The 15,274-nt window shown below is 72.9% G+C and carries 12 protein-coding genes and 1 other RNA gene; 4 read left to right on the top strand and 9 right to left on the bottom strand.

Features of this window, described 5'->3' with window-relative positions; all coding sequences use genetic code 11:
• Nucleotides 1–67 precede the first annotated feature (67 nt).
• Both DEI94_RS07150 and DEI94_RS07145 read right to left on the bottom strand, forming a co-directional pair.
• On the bottom strand, nt 68–3,031 hold the full coding sequence (locus tag DEI94_RS07150; protein ID WP_111026010.1) for a bifunctional [glutamine synthetase] adenylyltransferase/[glutamine synthetase]-adenylyl-L-tyrosine phosphorylase: 2,964 nt from the start codon (nt 3,029–3,031) through the stop codon (nt 68–70).
• 77 nt (nt 3,032–3,108) lie between these two features.
• Nucleotides 3,109–4,446: a glutamine synthetase family protein gene (locus tag DEI94_RS07145; RefSeq protein ID WP_111008781.1), complete on the bottom strand. Its 1,338-nt coding sequence runs from the start codon at nt 4,444–4,446 to the stop codon at nt 3,109–3,111.
• 38 nt (nt 4,447–4,484) lie between these two features.
• On the opposite strand from DEI94_RS07145, the gene DEI94_RS07140 reads away from it, so the two are divergent.
• Complete coding sequence (locus tag DEI94_RS07140; RefSeq protein WP_111026008.1) at nt 4,485–6,248, top strand: NAD+ synthase; 1,764 nt, start codon at nt 4,485–4,487, stop codon at nt 6,246–6,248.
• Nucleotides 6,249–6,317: 69 nt separating this feature from the next.
• Here the strand turns inward: DEI94_RS07140 and DEI94_RS07135 are convergent, their stop codons facing one another.
• Complete coding sequence (locus DEI94_RS07135) at nt 6,318–6,476, bottom strand: hypothetical protein (RefSeq protein WP_181434642.1); 159 nt, start codon at nt 6,474–6,476, stop codon at nt 6,318–6,320.
• Between the two features lie 201 nt (nt 6,477–6,677).
• Nucleotides 6,678–6,863, bottom strand: a complete 186-nt coding sequence (locus tag DEI94_RS07130; protein ID WP_111008780.1) for an SPOR domain-containing protein — start codon at nt 6,861–6,863, stop codon at nt 6,678–6,680.
• 56 nt (nt 6,864–6,919) lie between these two features.
• On the opposite strand from DEI94_RS07130, the gene map reads away from it, so the two are divergent.
• Both map and ppgK read left to right on the top strand, forming a co-directional pair.
• A complete protein-coding gene (gene map / locus DEI94_RS07125) occupies nt 6,920–7,783 on the top strand; it encodes a type I methionyl aminopeptidase (protein WP_111026006.1) in 864 nt (287 codons plus the stop codon).
• A gap of 28 nt (nt 7,784–7,811) precedes the next feature.
• Entirely contained in the window at nt 7,812–8,564 is a 753-nt protein-coding gene (gene ppgK, locus DEI94_RS07120) for a polyphosphate--glucose phosphotransferase (RefSeq protein WP_111008778.1), read from the top strand.
• 152 nt (nt 8,565–8,716) lie between these two features.
• Here the strand turns inward: ppgK and rnpB are convergent.
• The 5 genes from rnpB to DEI94_RS07095 all read right to left on the bottom strand — a co-directional run bounded on the left by rnpB (nt 8,717) and on the right by DEI94_RS07095 (nt 13,687).
• An RNA gene (gene rnpB / locus DEI94_RS07115) (RNase P RNA component class A) lies at nt 8,717–9,081 on the bottom strand.
• Between the two features lie 95 nt (nt 9,082–9,176).
• Entirely contained in the window at nt 9,177–9,911 is a 735-nt protein-coding gene (locus tag DEI94_RS07110; protein WP_111008777.1) for a zinc ribbon domain-containing protein, read from the bottom strand.
• Complete coding sequence (locus DEI94_RS07105; RefSeq protein WP_111012515.1) at nt 9,908–10,789, bottom strand: Nif3-like dinuclear metal center hexameric protein; 882 nt, start codon at nt 10,787–10,789, stop codon at nt 9,908–9,910. The genes DEI94_RS07110 and DEI94_RS07105 overlap by 4 nt, the downstream gene beginning before the upstream one ends.
• A 130-nt stretch (nt 10,790–10,919) precedes the next feature.
• The gene (locus tag DEI94_RS07100; protein ID WP_111026004.1) at nt 10,920–12,026 is read right to left on the bottom strand and encodes a hypothetical protein; all 1,107 of its coding nucleotides are present in this window, start codon (nt 12,024–12,026) and stop codon (nt 10,920–10,922) included.
• A gap of 89 nt (nt 12,027–12,115) precedes the next feature.
• The gene (locus tag DEI94_RS07095; protein ID WP_111026002.1) at nt 12,116–13,687 is read right to left on the bottom strand and encodes a S53 family peptidase; all 1,572 of its coding nucleotides are present in this window, start codon (nt 13,685–13,687) and stop codon (nt 12,116–12,118) included.
• A 195-nt stretch (nt 13,688–13,882) separates the two neighbouring features.
• Here DEI94_RS07095 and DEI94_RS07090 point away from each other — a divergent pair, with 195 nt between their 5' ends.
• The gene (locus tag DEI94_RS07090) at nt 13,883–15,190 is read left to right on the top strand and encodes a PP2C family protein-serine/threonine phosphatase (RefSeq protein ID WP_181441729.1); all 1,308 of its coding nucleotides are present in this window, start codon (nt 13,883–13,885) and stop codon (nt 15,188–15,190) included.
• Nucleotides 15,191–15,274 lie beyond the last annotated feature (84 nt).

Below are 15,274 nucleotides of genomic sequence, written 5' to 3'. Positions count from 1 at the left end.
CAGATCCGAGTGGTCTGCCGGCCCGGGAGCACCGACCCTCGCCCGGCGGCTCTCGTCCGCAGGAATGTCAGCCCTCGACGGGGCTCCGGTCCGGTCCTCCGTAGAACTCGCGCTCGAACACCTGCCGAGCGCGGCGCGTCGTCGCGAGGTAGTCCTCCTCGAGCTGCGACGCCGACCCGTGCGGGTACCCGAGCAACCGTGCGACGCCCTCGAGCTGGGCTCGCTCGACGGGGAGCACGTCGGTCGTGCGGCCCGTCCAGAGCACCAGCGCGCTGCGGGCCCGCGATGCCAGGAGCCACGCGTCGGCCAGGCGCTCGGCGTCGTCCGTCGTGACCAGCCCGGCGCGCTCGGCGGCGCGCAGTGCCCGCAGGGTCGACGTCGTCCGGAGCCCGGGGATCGCGAGTGCGTGCCGGAGCTGGAGGAGCTGTACGAACCACTCGACGTCGCTGAGTGATCCCCGCCCGAGCTTGAGGTGCCGAGCGGGGTCCGCGCCGCGAGGCAGCCGCTCCGACTCCACGCGCGCCTTGATGCGCTTGACCTCGCGGACCTCGCGGTCGTCGAGGTGTTCCGGGTACCGCGTCAGGTCGGCCAGGTGCTCGAAGTTCCGGAGCAGTGCGTCGTCGCCGACCGCACCGCGGGCGCGGAGGAGCGCCTGCGCCTCCCAGGTCAGGGACCAGCGGGCGTAGTACGCGGCGTACGACTCGAGCGTCCGGACGACCGGGCCGTTCACACCCTCGGGCCGCAGTCCGATGTCGAGGTCGAAGGGGAACAGGGCGTCCTCGGTGCAGGTCCCGAGGCGCGTCACGATGCGGCGGGCGGCACGTGCGGCGGCCTCGCGGTCCCAGCCGTCCGCGCGGTACACGTACAGGACGTCGGCGTCGGAGCCGAAGCCGAGTTCGCGGCCGCCGAACCGGCCCATCGCCACGATGCCGAACTCGAGCCCCGGCGCGGTCCCCCGGCGCGCGAGCTCGAGCGCGCCCGTGAGCATGGCCTCGGACACGTCCGTCAGCGCCTCACCGAGTTCCTCGACCCGGATCCGCCCGATGACCGCGGCCATCCCGAGCCGGAGCGTCTCGCGCCGACGGGCAGCGCGGAGGACCGCGGCGGCGCCCACGTCGTCCGTCGCGTGGCGCGCGACGGTCGCCTCGGCCTCGGCGACGAGCGCGGCACGTGGACGCGGTCGCAGGAGCTCGTCGGGGTCGTCGAGCCACCGTGCCGCCTCGGGCGTCCGCTCGAGCAGACCGGCCAGGAACGCGGACTCCGACAGCACGACGGTGAGGCTGTGGGCGGCGCCGTCCGAGTCACGGAGCATGCGGAGGAACCAGTTCGACTCCCCCAGCGCGTCGCTGAGCCGTCGGAACGCGAGCAGGGCGCGGTCCGGTGCCGGACCCTCGGCCATCCACCGCAGGAGGACCGGGAGGAGCGTGCGCTGGATCGTCGCCCGTCGCGACACCCCCTGCGTGAGCGCGCGGATGTGCTCGAACGCGCCGTCCGGGTCCACGAACCCGATCGCCGCGAGGCGCTGCCGCACCTGGTCGCTCGTGAGCACGATGCCGTCCGCCGACGTCGCGGCGACCGCCGACAGCAGCGGTCGGTAGAACAGCCGCTCGTGCAGGCCGCGGACCTCGCGCTTGACCGAGCGCCACCGGGTGAGCAACTGCTCGGCGCTCGTCGCGAGCCCGGTCGACCGCGCCAACACGCGCAGGTCGGACTCGTCGGCGGGCATGAGGTGCGTGCGACGCAGCCCCCGGAGCTGGATGCGGTGCTCGAGGACCCGGAGGAACGCGTAGTCCGGCCCGAACCGCGCCGCCTCGGGACGCCCGACGTACCCGGCATCGGTGAGGGCCGCCATCGCATCGAGCGTCGCACGCTGCCGGACGGTCGGGTCCGTGCGACCGTGCACGAGCTGGAGGAGCTGCACCGTGAACTCGACGTCGCGCAGCCCACCCGGTCCGAGCTTGATCTGCCGGTCCACCTGGTCGCCCGGGATCGCCGCCGTGACGCGTTCGCGCATCCGCTGCACGGACTCCACGAAGCCGGGCCGGTCGGACGACTCCCACACGAACGGCGCGACCGCCGCGACGTACCGCTCGCCGAGGTCGCGCGAACCGGCGATCGGCCGCGCCTTGAGCAGTGCCTGGAACTCCCACTCGCGGGCCCACCGAGCGTAGTACGCCACGTGCGAGTCGAGCGTCCGCACGAGCGCGCCGTCCTTGCCCTCGGGGCGGAGGTTCGCGTCGACCTCCCAGAGGGGCGGTTCCGCTGCGAGATCCGTGATGACGTGCGTCGCGGCGATCGCGATGCGCGTCGCGATGAGGACCGCGCGGTCGGTGCCGACGCCCTCGGTGGGCTCGGTGACGAAGATGACGTCGACGTCGCTGACGTAGTTGAGCTCGCGGGCGCCGGCCTTGCCCATGCCGATCACGGCGAGCGGAGTCGCGGCGACGTCGCCCTCCGGGAACGGGACCTCGCGCCGGGCGATCGCGACGGCGACGTCGAGGGCGGCGCCAGCGAGGTCGGCGAGTCCCGCGGCGACGGCCGGGAACGCCTCGGTCGCGTCCGGGTGCATGACGTCGTGGAGCGCGATGCGGGCCAGGAGGCTGCGGTAGCGCACCCGGAGCCGGACCCGGGCGTCCTCGCCGACCGCGCCGTCGACCGCCCGCTCGAGCGCCTGCCGGTAGGTGTCGGCGTCGTCCGGCGGTGCGACGGGGTCGAGCAGCAGGGCGAGCTCCCCGGGCCGACGGACGAGGAACTCCGCCAGCCCCGCCGACGCCCCGACGAGGCGGATGAGGCGCTCGGTGGCTGCTCGGTCGGCGAGCACGGGGGCGACTGCCTCCGGCGCGGCGTCGAGCAGCCGCTCGACCGCGAGCAGTGCGCCGTCGGGGTCGGCCGTGGCCCCCCAGGTCGACGCGGCCTCGGCGACGGGAACCCGACGGCCGAGGGCCGCGATCCGCTCCTGTGCCGTCCCGAGGTCCGCGAACCCGAGGCGCGCCAACACGCTCCGCGACGTCGTCGTCGTCGTGTCGCTCATGCGGTTCCTGGTCCTGCTCGGCGGTGGTTCCGGGCCCGGAGCACCGTGCGCTCGGACCCGCTCGTGGTCCGGTCCGGCTAGAGCCGCTCGAGGTTCGTTTCGAGCTCGAACGGCGTCACCTGGTCGCGGTAGGCCTTCCACTCCTGCCGCTTGTTGAGCAGCACGAAGTTGAACACCTGCTCGCCGAGTGTCTCGGCGACGAGCTCCGAGTCCTCCATGAGGCTCAGCGCGTGGTCGAGGCTCGCCGGCAACTGGTTGTAGCCGAGTGCACGGCGCTCCGCGTCGGTGAGGCTCCACACGTTGTCCTCGGCCTCCGCGGGGAGCTCGTAGCCCTCCTCGATGCCCTTGAGCCCCGCGGCGAGGAGCAGCGAGAACGCGAGGTAGGGGTTGGCGGCGGAGTCCATCGCCCGGTACTCGACCCGGCTCGACTGCCCCTTGTTCGGCTTGTACAGGGGCACGCGGACGAGGGCCGAGCGGTTGTTGTGCCCCCACGTCACGAAGGACGGAGCCTCGTCACCGCCCCAGAGGCGCTTGTACGAGTTGACGAACTGGTTCGTGACAGCGGTGATCTCGGGCGCGTGTCGGAGCAGCCCCGCGATGAACTGACGGCCCATCGTCGACAGCTGGTACTCGCCACCGGGCTCGTAGAAGGCGTTCTGGTCGCCCTCGAACAGCGACACGTGCGTGTGCATGCCGGAACCCGGCCGACCCGACAGCGGCTTCGGCATGAACGTGGCGTAGACGCCCTGCTCGATCGCGACCTCTTTCACGACGGTGCGGAAGGTCATGATGTTGTCGGCGGTCGTCAGGGCGTCCGCGTAGCGGAGGTCGATCTCGTTCTGGCCCGGGCCGGCCTCGTGGTGGGAGAACTCCACCGAGATGCCGAGGTCCTCGAGCATGCGCACCGAACGACGCCGGAAGTCGTGGGCACTGCCGCCGGGCACGTTGTCGAAGTACCCGGCCTGGTCGACGGGCTCCGGGCGGCCGTCGGTGAGCGCCAGGCTCTTGAGCAGGTAGAACTCGACCTCGGGGTGCGTGTAGAAGGTGAAGCCGCGCTCGCCGGCACGTGCGAGCGTGCGCTTGAGGACGTTGCGCGGATCGGCCACCGCGGGCTGCCCGTCCGGGGTCGTGATGTCGCAGAACATGCGGGCGGTCGGGTCGACCTCGCCGCGCCAGGGCAGGATCTGGAACGTCGAGGGGTCCGGGTGCGCGAGCACGTCGGCCTCGTACGAGCGGGTGAGGCCCTCGATCGCGGAGCCGTCGAACCCGATCCCCTCGGCGAACGCACCCTCGACCTCGGCGGGGGCGATCGCGACGGACTTGAGCGTGCCGATGACGTCGGTGAACCAGAGTCGGATGAACTTGATGCCGCGCTCCTCGATGGTGCGGAGCACGAAGTCCGTCTGCTTGTCCATGCACGCCCTTTCTGATGGTCGTCACTAGGGTAGTGGCCATGCCCCGACTCCGCTTGGCGCTCGCACAGACCAACCCGGTCGTCGGGGCGTTCGAGCACAACGCGGCAGGCATCATCACGGCCACGCGATCGGCCGCCGAGCAGGGCGCGGACCTCGTCGCCTTCGGCGAGATGGCGATCTCCGGGTACCCCATCGAGGACCTCGCCTCGCGCCCGTCGTTCCTCCGCGCCGCCCGGGAGGCCGTGGAGGCCCTCGCACGCCGCCTCGCCGACCAGGGCCTCGGGGACGTCGCCGTCGTCGTCGGCCACCCGGACGGCCCGTTCGAGCCCCGCTCGTTGGACGTCACCACCGCGCCGAGCGCCATCGCCCAGAACTGCGCGAGCGTGCTCCAGCACGGGCGGGTCATCGCCACGACCGCCAAGTACCACCTGCCGAACTACTCGGTGTTCGACGAGTACCGGGTGTTCATCCCGGGCGACGACCTGCTCGTCGCGCGCATCGCCGACGTCGACGTCGCGATCATCATCTGCGAGGACCTGTGGCGCGAGGGCGGTCCGGTCGCCCGGGTGCTCGCCGCCGACGCCGGCTTGCTCCTCGTCGTCAACGCCTCGCCGTGGATCGCGGACAAGGACGAGGTCCGCCTCCCGCTCGTCACCCGGCGGGCCACGGAGTCCGACACGATCGTCGCCTACGTCAACATCGTGGGCGGCCAGGACGACCTGGTCTTCGACGGGGACAGCCTCGTCGTCGACGAAGCGGGGACGGTCCTCGCCCGCGCCCCGCAGTTCCGGGAGCACCTGCTCCTCGTCGACCTCGACCCCGCGCCGGCGACCGACCCGGTCGTGACCGAGGACGTCCACCGGGTCCTCCTCGACACCCCGGACACCACCCCCGGGAGCATCGCGCTGGACGGCCAACGCCCGGCACTCCCCCGCGACGTCGCCGAACCCCGTGACGACCTCGAGGAGATCTGGAACGCGCTCGTCCTCGGCACACGCGACTACGTCGAGAAGAACGGCTTCCGTTCGGTCGTCCTCGGCCTGTCCGGTGGGATCGACTCGGCGGTGTGCGCGGCGATCGCGGTCGACGCCCTCGGCCCCGACCGCGTGTACGGCGTCTCGATGCCGTCCCAGTGGTCGTCGGAGCACTCCCGCTCGGACGCCGACGACGTCGCCGAACGCCTCGGCCTGCACTACCGGACCGAGGCGATCGCCGACCTCGTACGCCCCTTCGAGGACCAGCTCCACCTGACCGGGCTCGCCGCCGAGAACATCCAGGCCCGCGCCCGGGCGCTCGTGCTCATGGGGCTGTCGAACCTCGACGGTCACCTGGTGCTCACGACCGGGAACAAGACCGAGCTGTCGGTCGGGTACTCCACCGTCTACGGTGACTCGGTCGGCGGCTTCGCACCGATCAAGGACGTCCCCAAGACCCTCGTGTGGGAACTCGCCACGTGGCGCAACCGGTTCGCCGCGGGACGGGGCGAGACCGAGCCGATCCCCGAGAACTCGATCACCAAACCGCCATCGGCCGAGCTCCGTCCCGACCAGAAGGACGAGGACTCGCTCCCGCCGTACGAGGTGCTCGACAGCATCCTGGACGGGTACATCACCCGGGCCCTGGGTGCCGCCGACATCGTGGCGGAGGGTCACGACCCCGACACGGTGGCCGAGGTGACCCGGCTGGTCGACCGCTCCGAGTGGAAGCGCCGGCAGGGTGCCATCGGCCCGAAGATCTCGGGCATGGCGTTCGGACGCGACCGTCGTCTGCCGATCACGTACCGGCCGCAGCAGTACCGCTGAGGCCGGGCCTCCCGGCCGGATGACGAACGGCCCGGCACCCCATGGGTGCCGGGCCGTTCCTCGTGTCGGCTAGCGATCGACCAGCGACGACGCGTCGTCGCTGAAGAAGTCCTCGTACCGTGGGCCACCGCTGCTCGTCAGCGTGCCGCGGCGCCATTGCTGCCGGAGCCGGCGGTAGGTGGCGATGCGGGCCGGCTCCACGCCGGACTGGGACTCGTACAGGCTCATCTGGTGCCTCCTCTCGACGGAGCGAGGACACCGGACCGGATGCTGGCATCGGTGGGTCGCCGTGGTCAGCCTCCCCGCCCGCTCCGACGGTACGTCCGACGGGGTCGCGACGCGATCGGACTGCGCGAGCCGGACGAGGTCCTGCGCACATCGGACCTCCGCTCGCGCGAACCGGACATCGGCGGGGCGGCGGCGGGACGGTCAGCCCTGCGCGTCCTCCTGGTCCCACCGTGCGTTGTTCGCACGGACACGGTCGAGTGCCGCCTGCGCCTCCTCGCGCGTGTCGAAGGGCCCGATGCGGTCCCGGTTCGGGGACTGCATGCCCTGTTCGACCTGGTGCGTGGTGGTGTTGAACCAGAACTGGGACTCGATCCGTTCGTCGCTCATGACCGCGAGCGTACGCGCGAGGATCGGGCCCGTGACCGCCGGATAGACTCGGCAGCATGCCCCGGGACGAACACGGACACCTCACTGCCGGCCGCATCAGTCCCACCCGCCCCGTCCCCGCGGACATCGCCCGACCGGAGTACGTGGGCCACGTCGAACCGCACGAGCACGGCCTGGGCGACACGTACACGCCCGACGAGGTCGAGCGGATCCGGACCGCGGGCCGCATCGCGTCGCAGGCCATCGACGCGGTCGCCGCCGCCATCCGCCCGGGGGTGACCACCGACGAACTCGACCGGGTCGGCCACGAGTTCATCGTCGCGCGCGGCGCCTACCCGTCGACGCTCGGCTACCGCGGGTTCCCGAAGTCGCTCTGCTCCAGCGTCAACGAGGTCATCTGCCACGGCATCCCGGACGACACGGTGCTGCAGGACGGCGACATCGTGAACATCGACATCACGGCGTACAAGGACGGCGTCCACGGGGACACGAACCGGACCTTCGTCGTCGGCACCGCGAGCCAGGAGGTCCAGGACCTCGTCAGGCGGACCGAGGAAGCCATGCGCCGTGGCATCCGCGCCGTCGCTCCCGGACGCCAGGTGAACGTCATCGGGCGGGCGATCGAGTCCTACGCCAAGCGGTTCGGGTACGGCGTCGTCCGTGACTACACCGGCCACGGCGTCGGGCGGGCGTTCCACTCCGGGCTCATCATCCCCCACTACGACGCCCCGCAGTACGACACCGTCATCGAGCCCGGCATGGTGTTCACGATCGAACCGATGCTCACCCTCGGTGGCATCGACGCGGACATCTGGCCGGACGACTGGACGGTCTCGACCCGCGACAAGTCCTGGACGGCACAGTTCGAACAGACCCTCGTCGTCACCGAACGCGGCGCCGAGCTCCTCACCGTTTCCTGAACCCAACAGCACCGGAAGGCACTCCCCCATGGCACAACTCGCGGTCGGCGTCGACATCGGCGGAACCGGCATCAAGGGCGCGATCGTCGACGTCGAGTCCGGCGCGCTCACGAGCGACCGGATCAAGAAGGCCACGCCCGAGGGCGGCAAGCCGGACGACATCGCCGAGGTCGTCGTCGAGATCATCAACGAGCTCGGCATGACGAACGACGAGCCGATCGGCATCTGCTTCCCCGCCGTGGTGAAGGACGGCCGGACCATGTCCGCGGCCAACGTGTCGAAGAAGTGGATCGGTTTCCCGGCCGAGGAGCTGTTCGAGAAGCGGCTCGGGCGGCAGATCCACTTCGTCAACGACGCCGACGCAGCGGGGTTCGCCGAGCAGCAGTTCGGTGCGGCGAAGGGCGTCGACGGCCTCGTCATCATGACGACGCTCGGCACCGGCATCGGCACGGCCCTCATCAACGACGGGGTGCTCATCGTCAACGCCGAGCTCGGCCACATCGAGATCGACGGGGTCGACTACGAGACGAAGGCGTCGTACGCGGCGAAGGAGCGCGACGACCTCTCCTGGAAACACTGGGCCAAGCGCCTGCAGAAGTACTACTCCCACCTCGAGGCGTACCTGTCCCCCGAGCTGTTCGTCGTCGGCGGCGGCATCTCGAAGCAGCACGAGGAGTTCCTGCCCCTGCTCGACCTCCAGGCGAAGATCATCCCCGCGACGCTCCGCAACAACGCGGGGATCATCGGGGCCGCGAAGCTGGCGGCGGACAGCAAGGAGTGACGGTCGGGAGGGGCGGCGCCGCCTGGCACCGCCCCTCCCGTCCATCGGTCCTGCCGCGTCCCGCCCCGTTGAACCGGTTGCTTCCGGCGGAACCGCGGCATGCCGGTGTTCAACCGGAAGGTACCGGTTCGTCGGCCGTTGACGACGTCGGTGCGAATGGGCCGGCCGTACGCCGGGTTCTGTCCCGCCGCTCGCGCGGCGGTGACGGCCATCTATCTCGGACCGACGTCGCCGTCGGCCTCCAGCGGTCCACCCGAGGACTCAGCGAGCAGCTTCGTCGTCCTCTGTCTGACCTTGCTCCGGGCGAGGTTTACCGAGCAGATCCGGTCACCCGGATCCCTGGTGGTCTCTTACACCACCGTTTCACCCTCACCGCCGGGTCGCCCCGACGGCGGTCTGTTCTCTGTGGCACTGTCTCGCGGGTTGCCCCGGGTGGGTGTTGCCCACCGCCCTGCTCTGTGGAGCCCGGACGTTCCTCGGCACCCCGAGGGGTGACGCGACCGTCTCACCGACCCATTCGCGCGTCCACCCTACCGGCCCGATCGCCGAGATCGCAGTCTTCGCCGCTCGGACGGCCCTCAGCACGGCCACCGCGGCGGTCGCACCGGGTGGTCAGAGCCCGGACTCGGCCGTCCGCACGAGGATCGCGTCACTGTCCGGGCAGAGCAGGACCTCGTCCGGCGCGGCCGCGCGGACGGTCTGGAGGTCCGAGGCCGTGAGCGACACACCGGACGCGGTCGAGACCCCACCCTGGAGCAGACTCGCGCCGAAGCCGTACCGCGCCCGCTGCCGCTCGTACAGCGCGAGGAGGTCCGCGGGGACGCGCGCGGCGACGGTCTCGCGGTTCGCCCGCACGTGACCGAGGTCCTGCTCCAGCGAGGCCACCTGGGCCTCCCGCTCGTGGAGCAGCCGGTCGTGCTCGCCGTCGATCTCGGCGAGCTGCGCCTGGACGTCGCCGAGGCGGGCCTGCGCGACCTCGAGCCGTTCCATGACCTCGAGCTCCGTGGTCTCGAGGTCGTTGATGCGCCGGGTGAGGCTGGCGAGTTCGCTCTCGAGCCCGGCGGCGTCCTTCGCGTTCTTCGCCGCCTGGAGCAAGGTGGTGTCGCGGTCGATCCGGGCCTGTGCCGTCGCGGTGTCGGACTCGAGGCGTGCGAGCTCGCGCTCGGCGTCCTCCACGCTGCCGGTCGCCGCGGCGAGGTCGCTGCGGAGCACCGCCGCACGCCGCCCGAGCTCCGCGAGGTGTTCCCCCTTGCGGAGTCCGGTGATGCGGTGGCCGATGCGGGTCACGTCGTTGTCGATGCGCTGGAGATCGAGGAGGAGGAGTTGTGCCTCCGGGGCTGCCTTCACGCGGCGGCTCCTTCCGGGTCGGTCGGCTGGGGCCCCTCGTCGGTCCCGTCGGCATGCGGGGCGGACGACGGGAGGACGGCGAAGTCCCAGGGGTCGGTTCGGATGTCGCTCACGGTCACCCGGACGCCCGTGGCGTCGGCGAGCTGCGCGGCGGCGACGTCGAGCCAGAGCCACTCCGTGGCCCAGTGCGACGTGTCGACGAGTGCCGGACCGTCCGACAGCATCGCGCGCTCCCGGAACTCCGACGCGGGATGGTGCCGGAGGTCGCTCGTGACGTAGACGTCGGCGGCGAGGACCTCGGGAGCACCGAGCAGGGAGTCGCCGGCACCCGCGCAGAGTGCGACGGTCCGGACCGGGCGGTCGTGCTCGCCCGACACGCGGACACCCGACGCCGTCGCGGGCAGGACGTCGACGAGGTGCCGCGCGAGCGCCCCGAGCGTCATCGGGGCGGCGAGGACGCCCACCCGGCCGATCCCGGTCCCCGGTCGGGTGCCCGGTTCGATCGGGCGCTGCTCGACGAGGCCGAGGCGGTCGGCGAGCACCGCGGAGGTCCCGGTCGTCACGACGTCGGCGTTCGTGTGCGCGGCGAGGAGCGCGCAGCCGCCGCGCACGAGGGTGGCGAGGACGGACCCCTTGTACGTGGTCTCGGCGATCGTGGTCACACCACGCAGGAGCAACGGGTGGTGCGCGACGAGCAGATCGGCGCCGAGCGCGACGGCCTCTCGCGCGACCTCGGGAACGGCGTCGACGGTGAGGTGCACGTGACGGACCTCGGCATCGGGGTCGCCCGACACGAGGCCGACGGCGTCCCACGACTCGGCGCCGTCGGCGGGCCAGAGGGCCTCGGCGGCGGCGAGGACGGCGCGGAGGGTCGGCATCGGCCCAGTCTACCGAGGGCCGTCGGCCCCGAGCGGCACGTCGGCGCCGAGCGGCACGTCAGCGCCGAGCGGCAGGACAGCCCCAAGCGGCAGGACAGCCCCGAGCGGCAGGACAGCCCCGAGCGGCTGGTCAGGCGCGGCGGAGGACCCGCAGCACGCGGGCGACGACGCGTGCCCACCAGCTCGGCGTGGTCGCCGCGACGTCGGACGGCACGGGCTCCCCCGGTGCCGCCACGTCGGAACGGTGCTCGTCGGTGTCGGTGCCCGCGAGCGGCTCGGCCGATGCCTCGACCGCGGCGGCGGACCCGGACCGGACCGGACCGAGCGGGAACGCGGTCGCCGCACCGGCGTCGGCACCCGTGTGGGCGCGCAACGCGGCGACGAAGGCCTCGTGGTCGATCGCGCTCGGGCCCGTGGCGGGCGGCACGAGCGGCGTCGGACGCGTCACCGCGGCCACCGGAGCGACCGGCGCGCTGGCGGACTCGACGTCGAGGTCCTCGCGGTCGAGCGCGTCGGCGAGGACGGACTGCAGGGCGGGGAGTGCGTCGCCCCGGGCCGGCGTGGTGGTGGCCCGGGTCGAGACGGCGGTCCGGGCTGGTCGGGTGACCACGGCGGCGGCGAGGAGGTCCGCGAAGACCTCGGTGGCCCAGGCCCGGGCGGCGGCGACCTCGGGGTCGGAGGACCGGGCGATCCGGGCCTCCCATGCGGCGAAGCGCGCGCGGTCCTCGTCGCGGCGGCGCAGTTCTTCCTCGAGCAGGGAGATGCGCTCCACGGTGCTCCGGCCGGTCGCGGTCGCGAGCTCGACAGCGAGGTCCCCGATCCGGAGCGAGATCCGGGCCGGGGGCTCGGGGAACGTCGGGGCGCAGGCGGAGGCGTGCCGTCCGCGATCACGACGGAAGGCGGCGGGCGCGGGGTCCACGAGCGTGGCGGGTGCCGGGTCGTCCAGCGGAGCGACGTCGAGTGCCCGCACGGGCTCGGCGACGACGGCCGCAGCGGCGACGGGTTCGGCCGCCGTCTCCGGACCGCCCGCGTCCGTGCCGCCCGCGTCCGTGCCGCCCGCGTCCGGAGCGGCCGCGGTGTCGGTCTCGGTGGGGAGTGCGACGGGCCCGGTCACCGGCGGCACGACGAGGTCCGGGACGTACGGGGCGTGGACCGCCGGCACGTCCCGGAGCCACGCCTCGACCTCGCGGCCGAACGGGTCGACGAGGGCGGGACGTGCTCCGGACTGGGTCTCCATGGCCGAATCGTAGGCAGGAGGAGCGGAGGAACCCGGATGATCGGCGGTGTGTCGCGTTCCGAGCGGGGCCACGGTGTCGTCCGGAGACGTCACCTGCCAGCGCTACCGCTGCCCGCGGCCACGGCTCCGAGCAGTGCAGCGCCGTCCGGGGAGCCGAGCCCGGTGCAGGCGTCCCACCCGGGAGCCGCCGCGAAGGCGCCGTTCGACCCCGAGGTGACGTCGCGGAAGGTCGACGCCGCGCTGTACAGCACCGGCTGCGCGAGCCCGAGCGGCCGCCCGGTCGACTGGACGATCCGGGCGATCAGCGCGGCCCACAGCGGAGCGACCGCGCTCGTGCCGCCGATGACGGTGCGGTTGCCGTCGACGAGGACCTCGTACCCGGTCTGGGGATCGGCGACCGCGGCGACGTCGGGGACGCCTCGGCCGCCCGACGACTCGGCGGTGCCCGGCACGCCGACGCCCTGCTGCCAGGTCGGCAGCGGGAACGCATCACTGACCCCACCGCCCGTGGCGCCACCGCTCGCGCCGTCGTTCCACACGGTCTCGGAGGTGATCGTCGTGCCCGAGGCCTCGAGCCGGGTCCCGCCACAGGCGAGGACGTGCGGGCTCGACGCCGGGAAGTCCACGTGCTGCCCGCCGTCCGACTGCCCGTCGGTGCTGCCGTTGTCGCCCGCGGCCGCGGTCACGGTGACCCCGAGGGACACCGCGTCGACCACGGCGTCGTCGAGCGCGGAGCGGGCCTGAGCGGTCCAGGCGTCCTCGCTCTGTCCCCAGCTGATGCTCATGGCCGTCGGGGTCGGAGTCGCGTGCGCCGCGGCGGCCACGGCGTCGACGAAGCCGGCGTCGGTGTTCGGGGCGAAGTACACGACGATCGCCGCTCCGGGAGCCAGCGCCCCCACCACCTCGACGTCGAGCATGACCTCGCCGTCCGCGCCGTTCGGATCCCCACCCGGGACGTTCTCGGCGCCGTCGACACCCACGGCGGTCACCGACGGGGAGCCCACGCCGAGACCGGAGAAGTAGGTGTCGAGGTCGGACTGCACGTACCCGCCGCCGAGTTCGATGATCGCCACCGTCTGGCCGGAGCCGTCGGTGTCGGGCGGGAACGCGTACGCGGTGCCGAGCTCGACGGGCGAGTAGCTGGTCGAGCGGGCGGCGGCGGGCACGGAACGGAACTGCGTCCGCGCCTGCGGGCGGTCGTCGAGGCCGAGCACCGCCACGACGACGCCGTCGAGTGCCGCGGGAACGCTCAGGCCCCCCGACCGGTGCCGGTGCTGGGCACTGCCACCGCCGGGCGCGTCGCTCGTGACGGTCTCGAGGTCCGTGCCGAACGCCCGGCCCATCGCCGCGGTCGTCCCCTCGACGCGCACGTGACGCGTGGCGGGGTCGGCGCTGAGGACGGTCAGGTCGAGGGCCTCCAGCGTGGTGCGGACGAGGTCGAGGTCGGCCTCGGTCGCCCCGTGCGCACTGACGAACGCGGCGCGGTCCATCGGGACGGCGGTGCCGTCGAGCGGCGCGACGGGGTTCGCGCGCCGCACCACCACGGTCGCCTGGACCGGGGAGTCGGGCGGGAGGGCCGCCGCGGCGCGGACGCCGGGGGCGGACGGACGCTCGCTGCCGGCGAGCGGAACGAGCTGCGGGTCCTTCGAGCTGTCGGTCATGGCACCGGTCTACTCCGCACCCATGACGTCGCCCGTGCCCCGGACGGCGCATGCACGCCGACAACCATGCAGCGGCGACCCGCTCCGGCGTGGCGCCCATCCGCCGCCGTGCCCGTTCTGGGGGTGGGAAGCGGGAGCCGCGACACCTATCGTCGTCACGATCACTCTCGTGGACGCGGACCGGAGGCACCCCCCATGACCAGCGTGCGTCGGTTCATCCACCGGTACTCGGTGACACCGTTCCTCAAGCAGGCACCGATCGCGGTGCTGGTCGCCCTGGCGGCGGTGCTCTCGGTCGCCGTCCCGCAGCTCGCCGTGTCGGACCACACCGGACTCGCGGTGAGCCTGGTGCTCACCGCGATCGCCACGCTCTGGGCGAGCGTGGTGACCGCGCGCAGCGAGCGGCTCGGTGCCCTCGCGCTCCTCGTGCCCGCGGTCGACTTCGTGGCACTCGGCGTCCTCCGATGGGCGACGGGCTCGTCGGCGTCGATCTTCACCGCCCTCGTGGTCCTGCCCGTCGTGTGGTTCGCCGCCACCGACGGCCGACGGCACGTCCTCTACGCGATGCTCGGCACCGCGGTCGTGATCCTCACGCCGTTCGTCTTCGGGATCAGCGGCAGCGGCCGGGTCACCGAGCTCATCCGCCTCGTCGTCGTGCTCGTCGTCTACACGACCGTGGCGCTCGTCGTCAACGAGTTCGCCCGGCAGCACGCGACGCAGCTGCGCCTCGCCGCCGAGCGCGAGGCAGCCGTCACGGACGAGATCGACCGCGCCGCCGCGGTGCAACGCTCGCTCCTCCCCCAGCCCCTCTGCTCGCTGCCCGGCTACTCCGTCGCGGGGACCTGTCTGCCCTCCGCCACGGTCGGCGGCGACTTCTTCGACTGGTACCGCACCGACGAGGGCATCGCGATCACCCTCGGCGACGTCATGGGCAAGGGCGTCGGCGCCGGGCTCATCGCCGCGGCCGTGCGGGCCGTGGTCCGCAGCTCCCGGCGTGATCCCGACCCCGCGGCCGCGATCGTGCGTGCCTCGGAAGGGCTCTCGACGGACGTCGCGGACCGAGGCGAGTCGACGGCCTTCACGACGCTCTTCCACGCCCGGTTCAGCGGGGACGTCCTCCGCTGGGCGGACGCCGGACACGGCCTGTCGATCGTCGTCCGCGAGGACGGGACCCACGAGCGCCTGACCACCGCGCACCTGCCGATCGGTCTCGGGATCGACGACGCCTGGCAGACGATGGAGATCGCCATCGCGCCCGGGGACGTCCTCGTCACCTTCAGCGACGGCGTGCTCGACCTGTTCGGCGGTGGACTCGACACGATCGACGAGGTCGCCGCGATCGCCCGCCGGGATCCGCGGCCGGGCGCCGTGGTCGAGGCCCTCGTCGCGATGGCCCGCACCGCCGGGCACGACGACGACGTCACGGTCGTGGCGCTCCGGCGTGAACCCGTCGCGACCGCCGCGGCCGCCGTGCCGACCAGCGCGATCACCGTCGGCGTCTGATCCCGCCCGGGAGGGACGCCTCCACGGAGACGACGGGAGGCACGGGGACCGCGATCCCCGTGCCTCCCGTCCGCCGTCGGGACG

The sequence above is a fragment of the Curtobacterium sp. MCBD17_040 genome (genome assembly GCF_003234805.2).
In the GTDB taxonomy this organism is placed as follows: Bacteria; Actinomycetota; Actinomycetes; order Actinomycetales; family Microbacteriaceae; genus Curtobacterium.
This window is presented reverse-complemented; position numbering and strand designations above follow the sequence as displayed.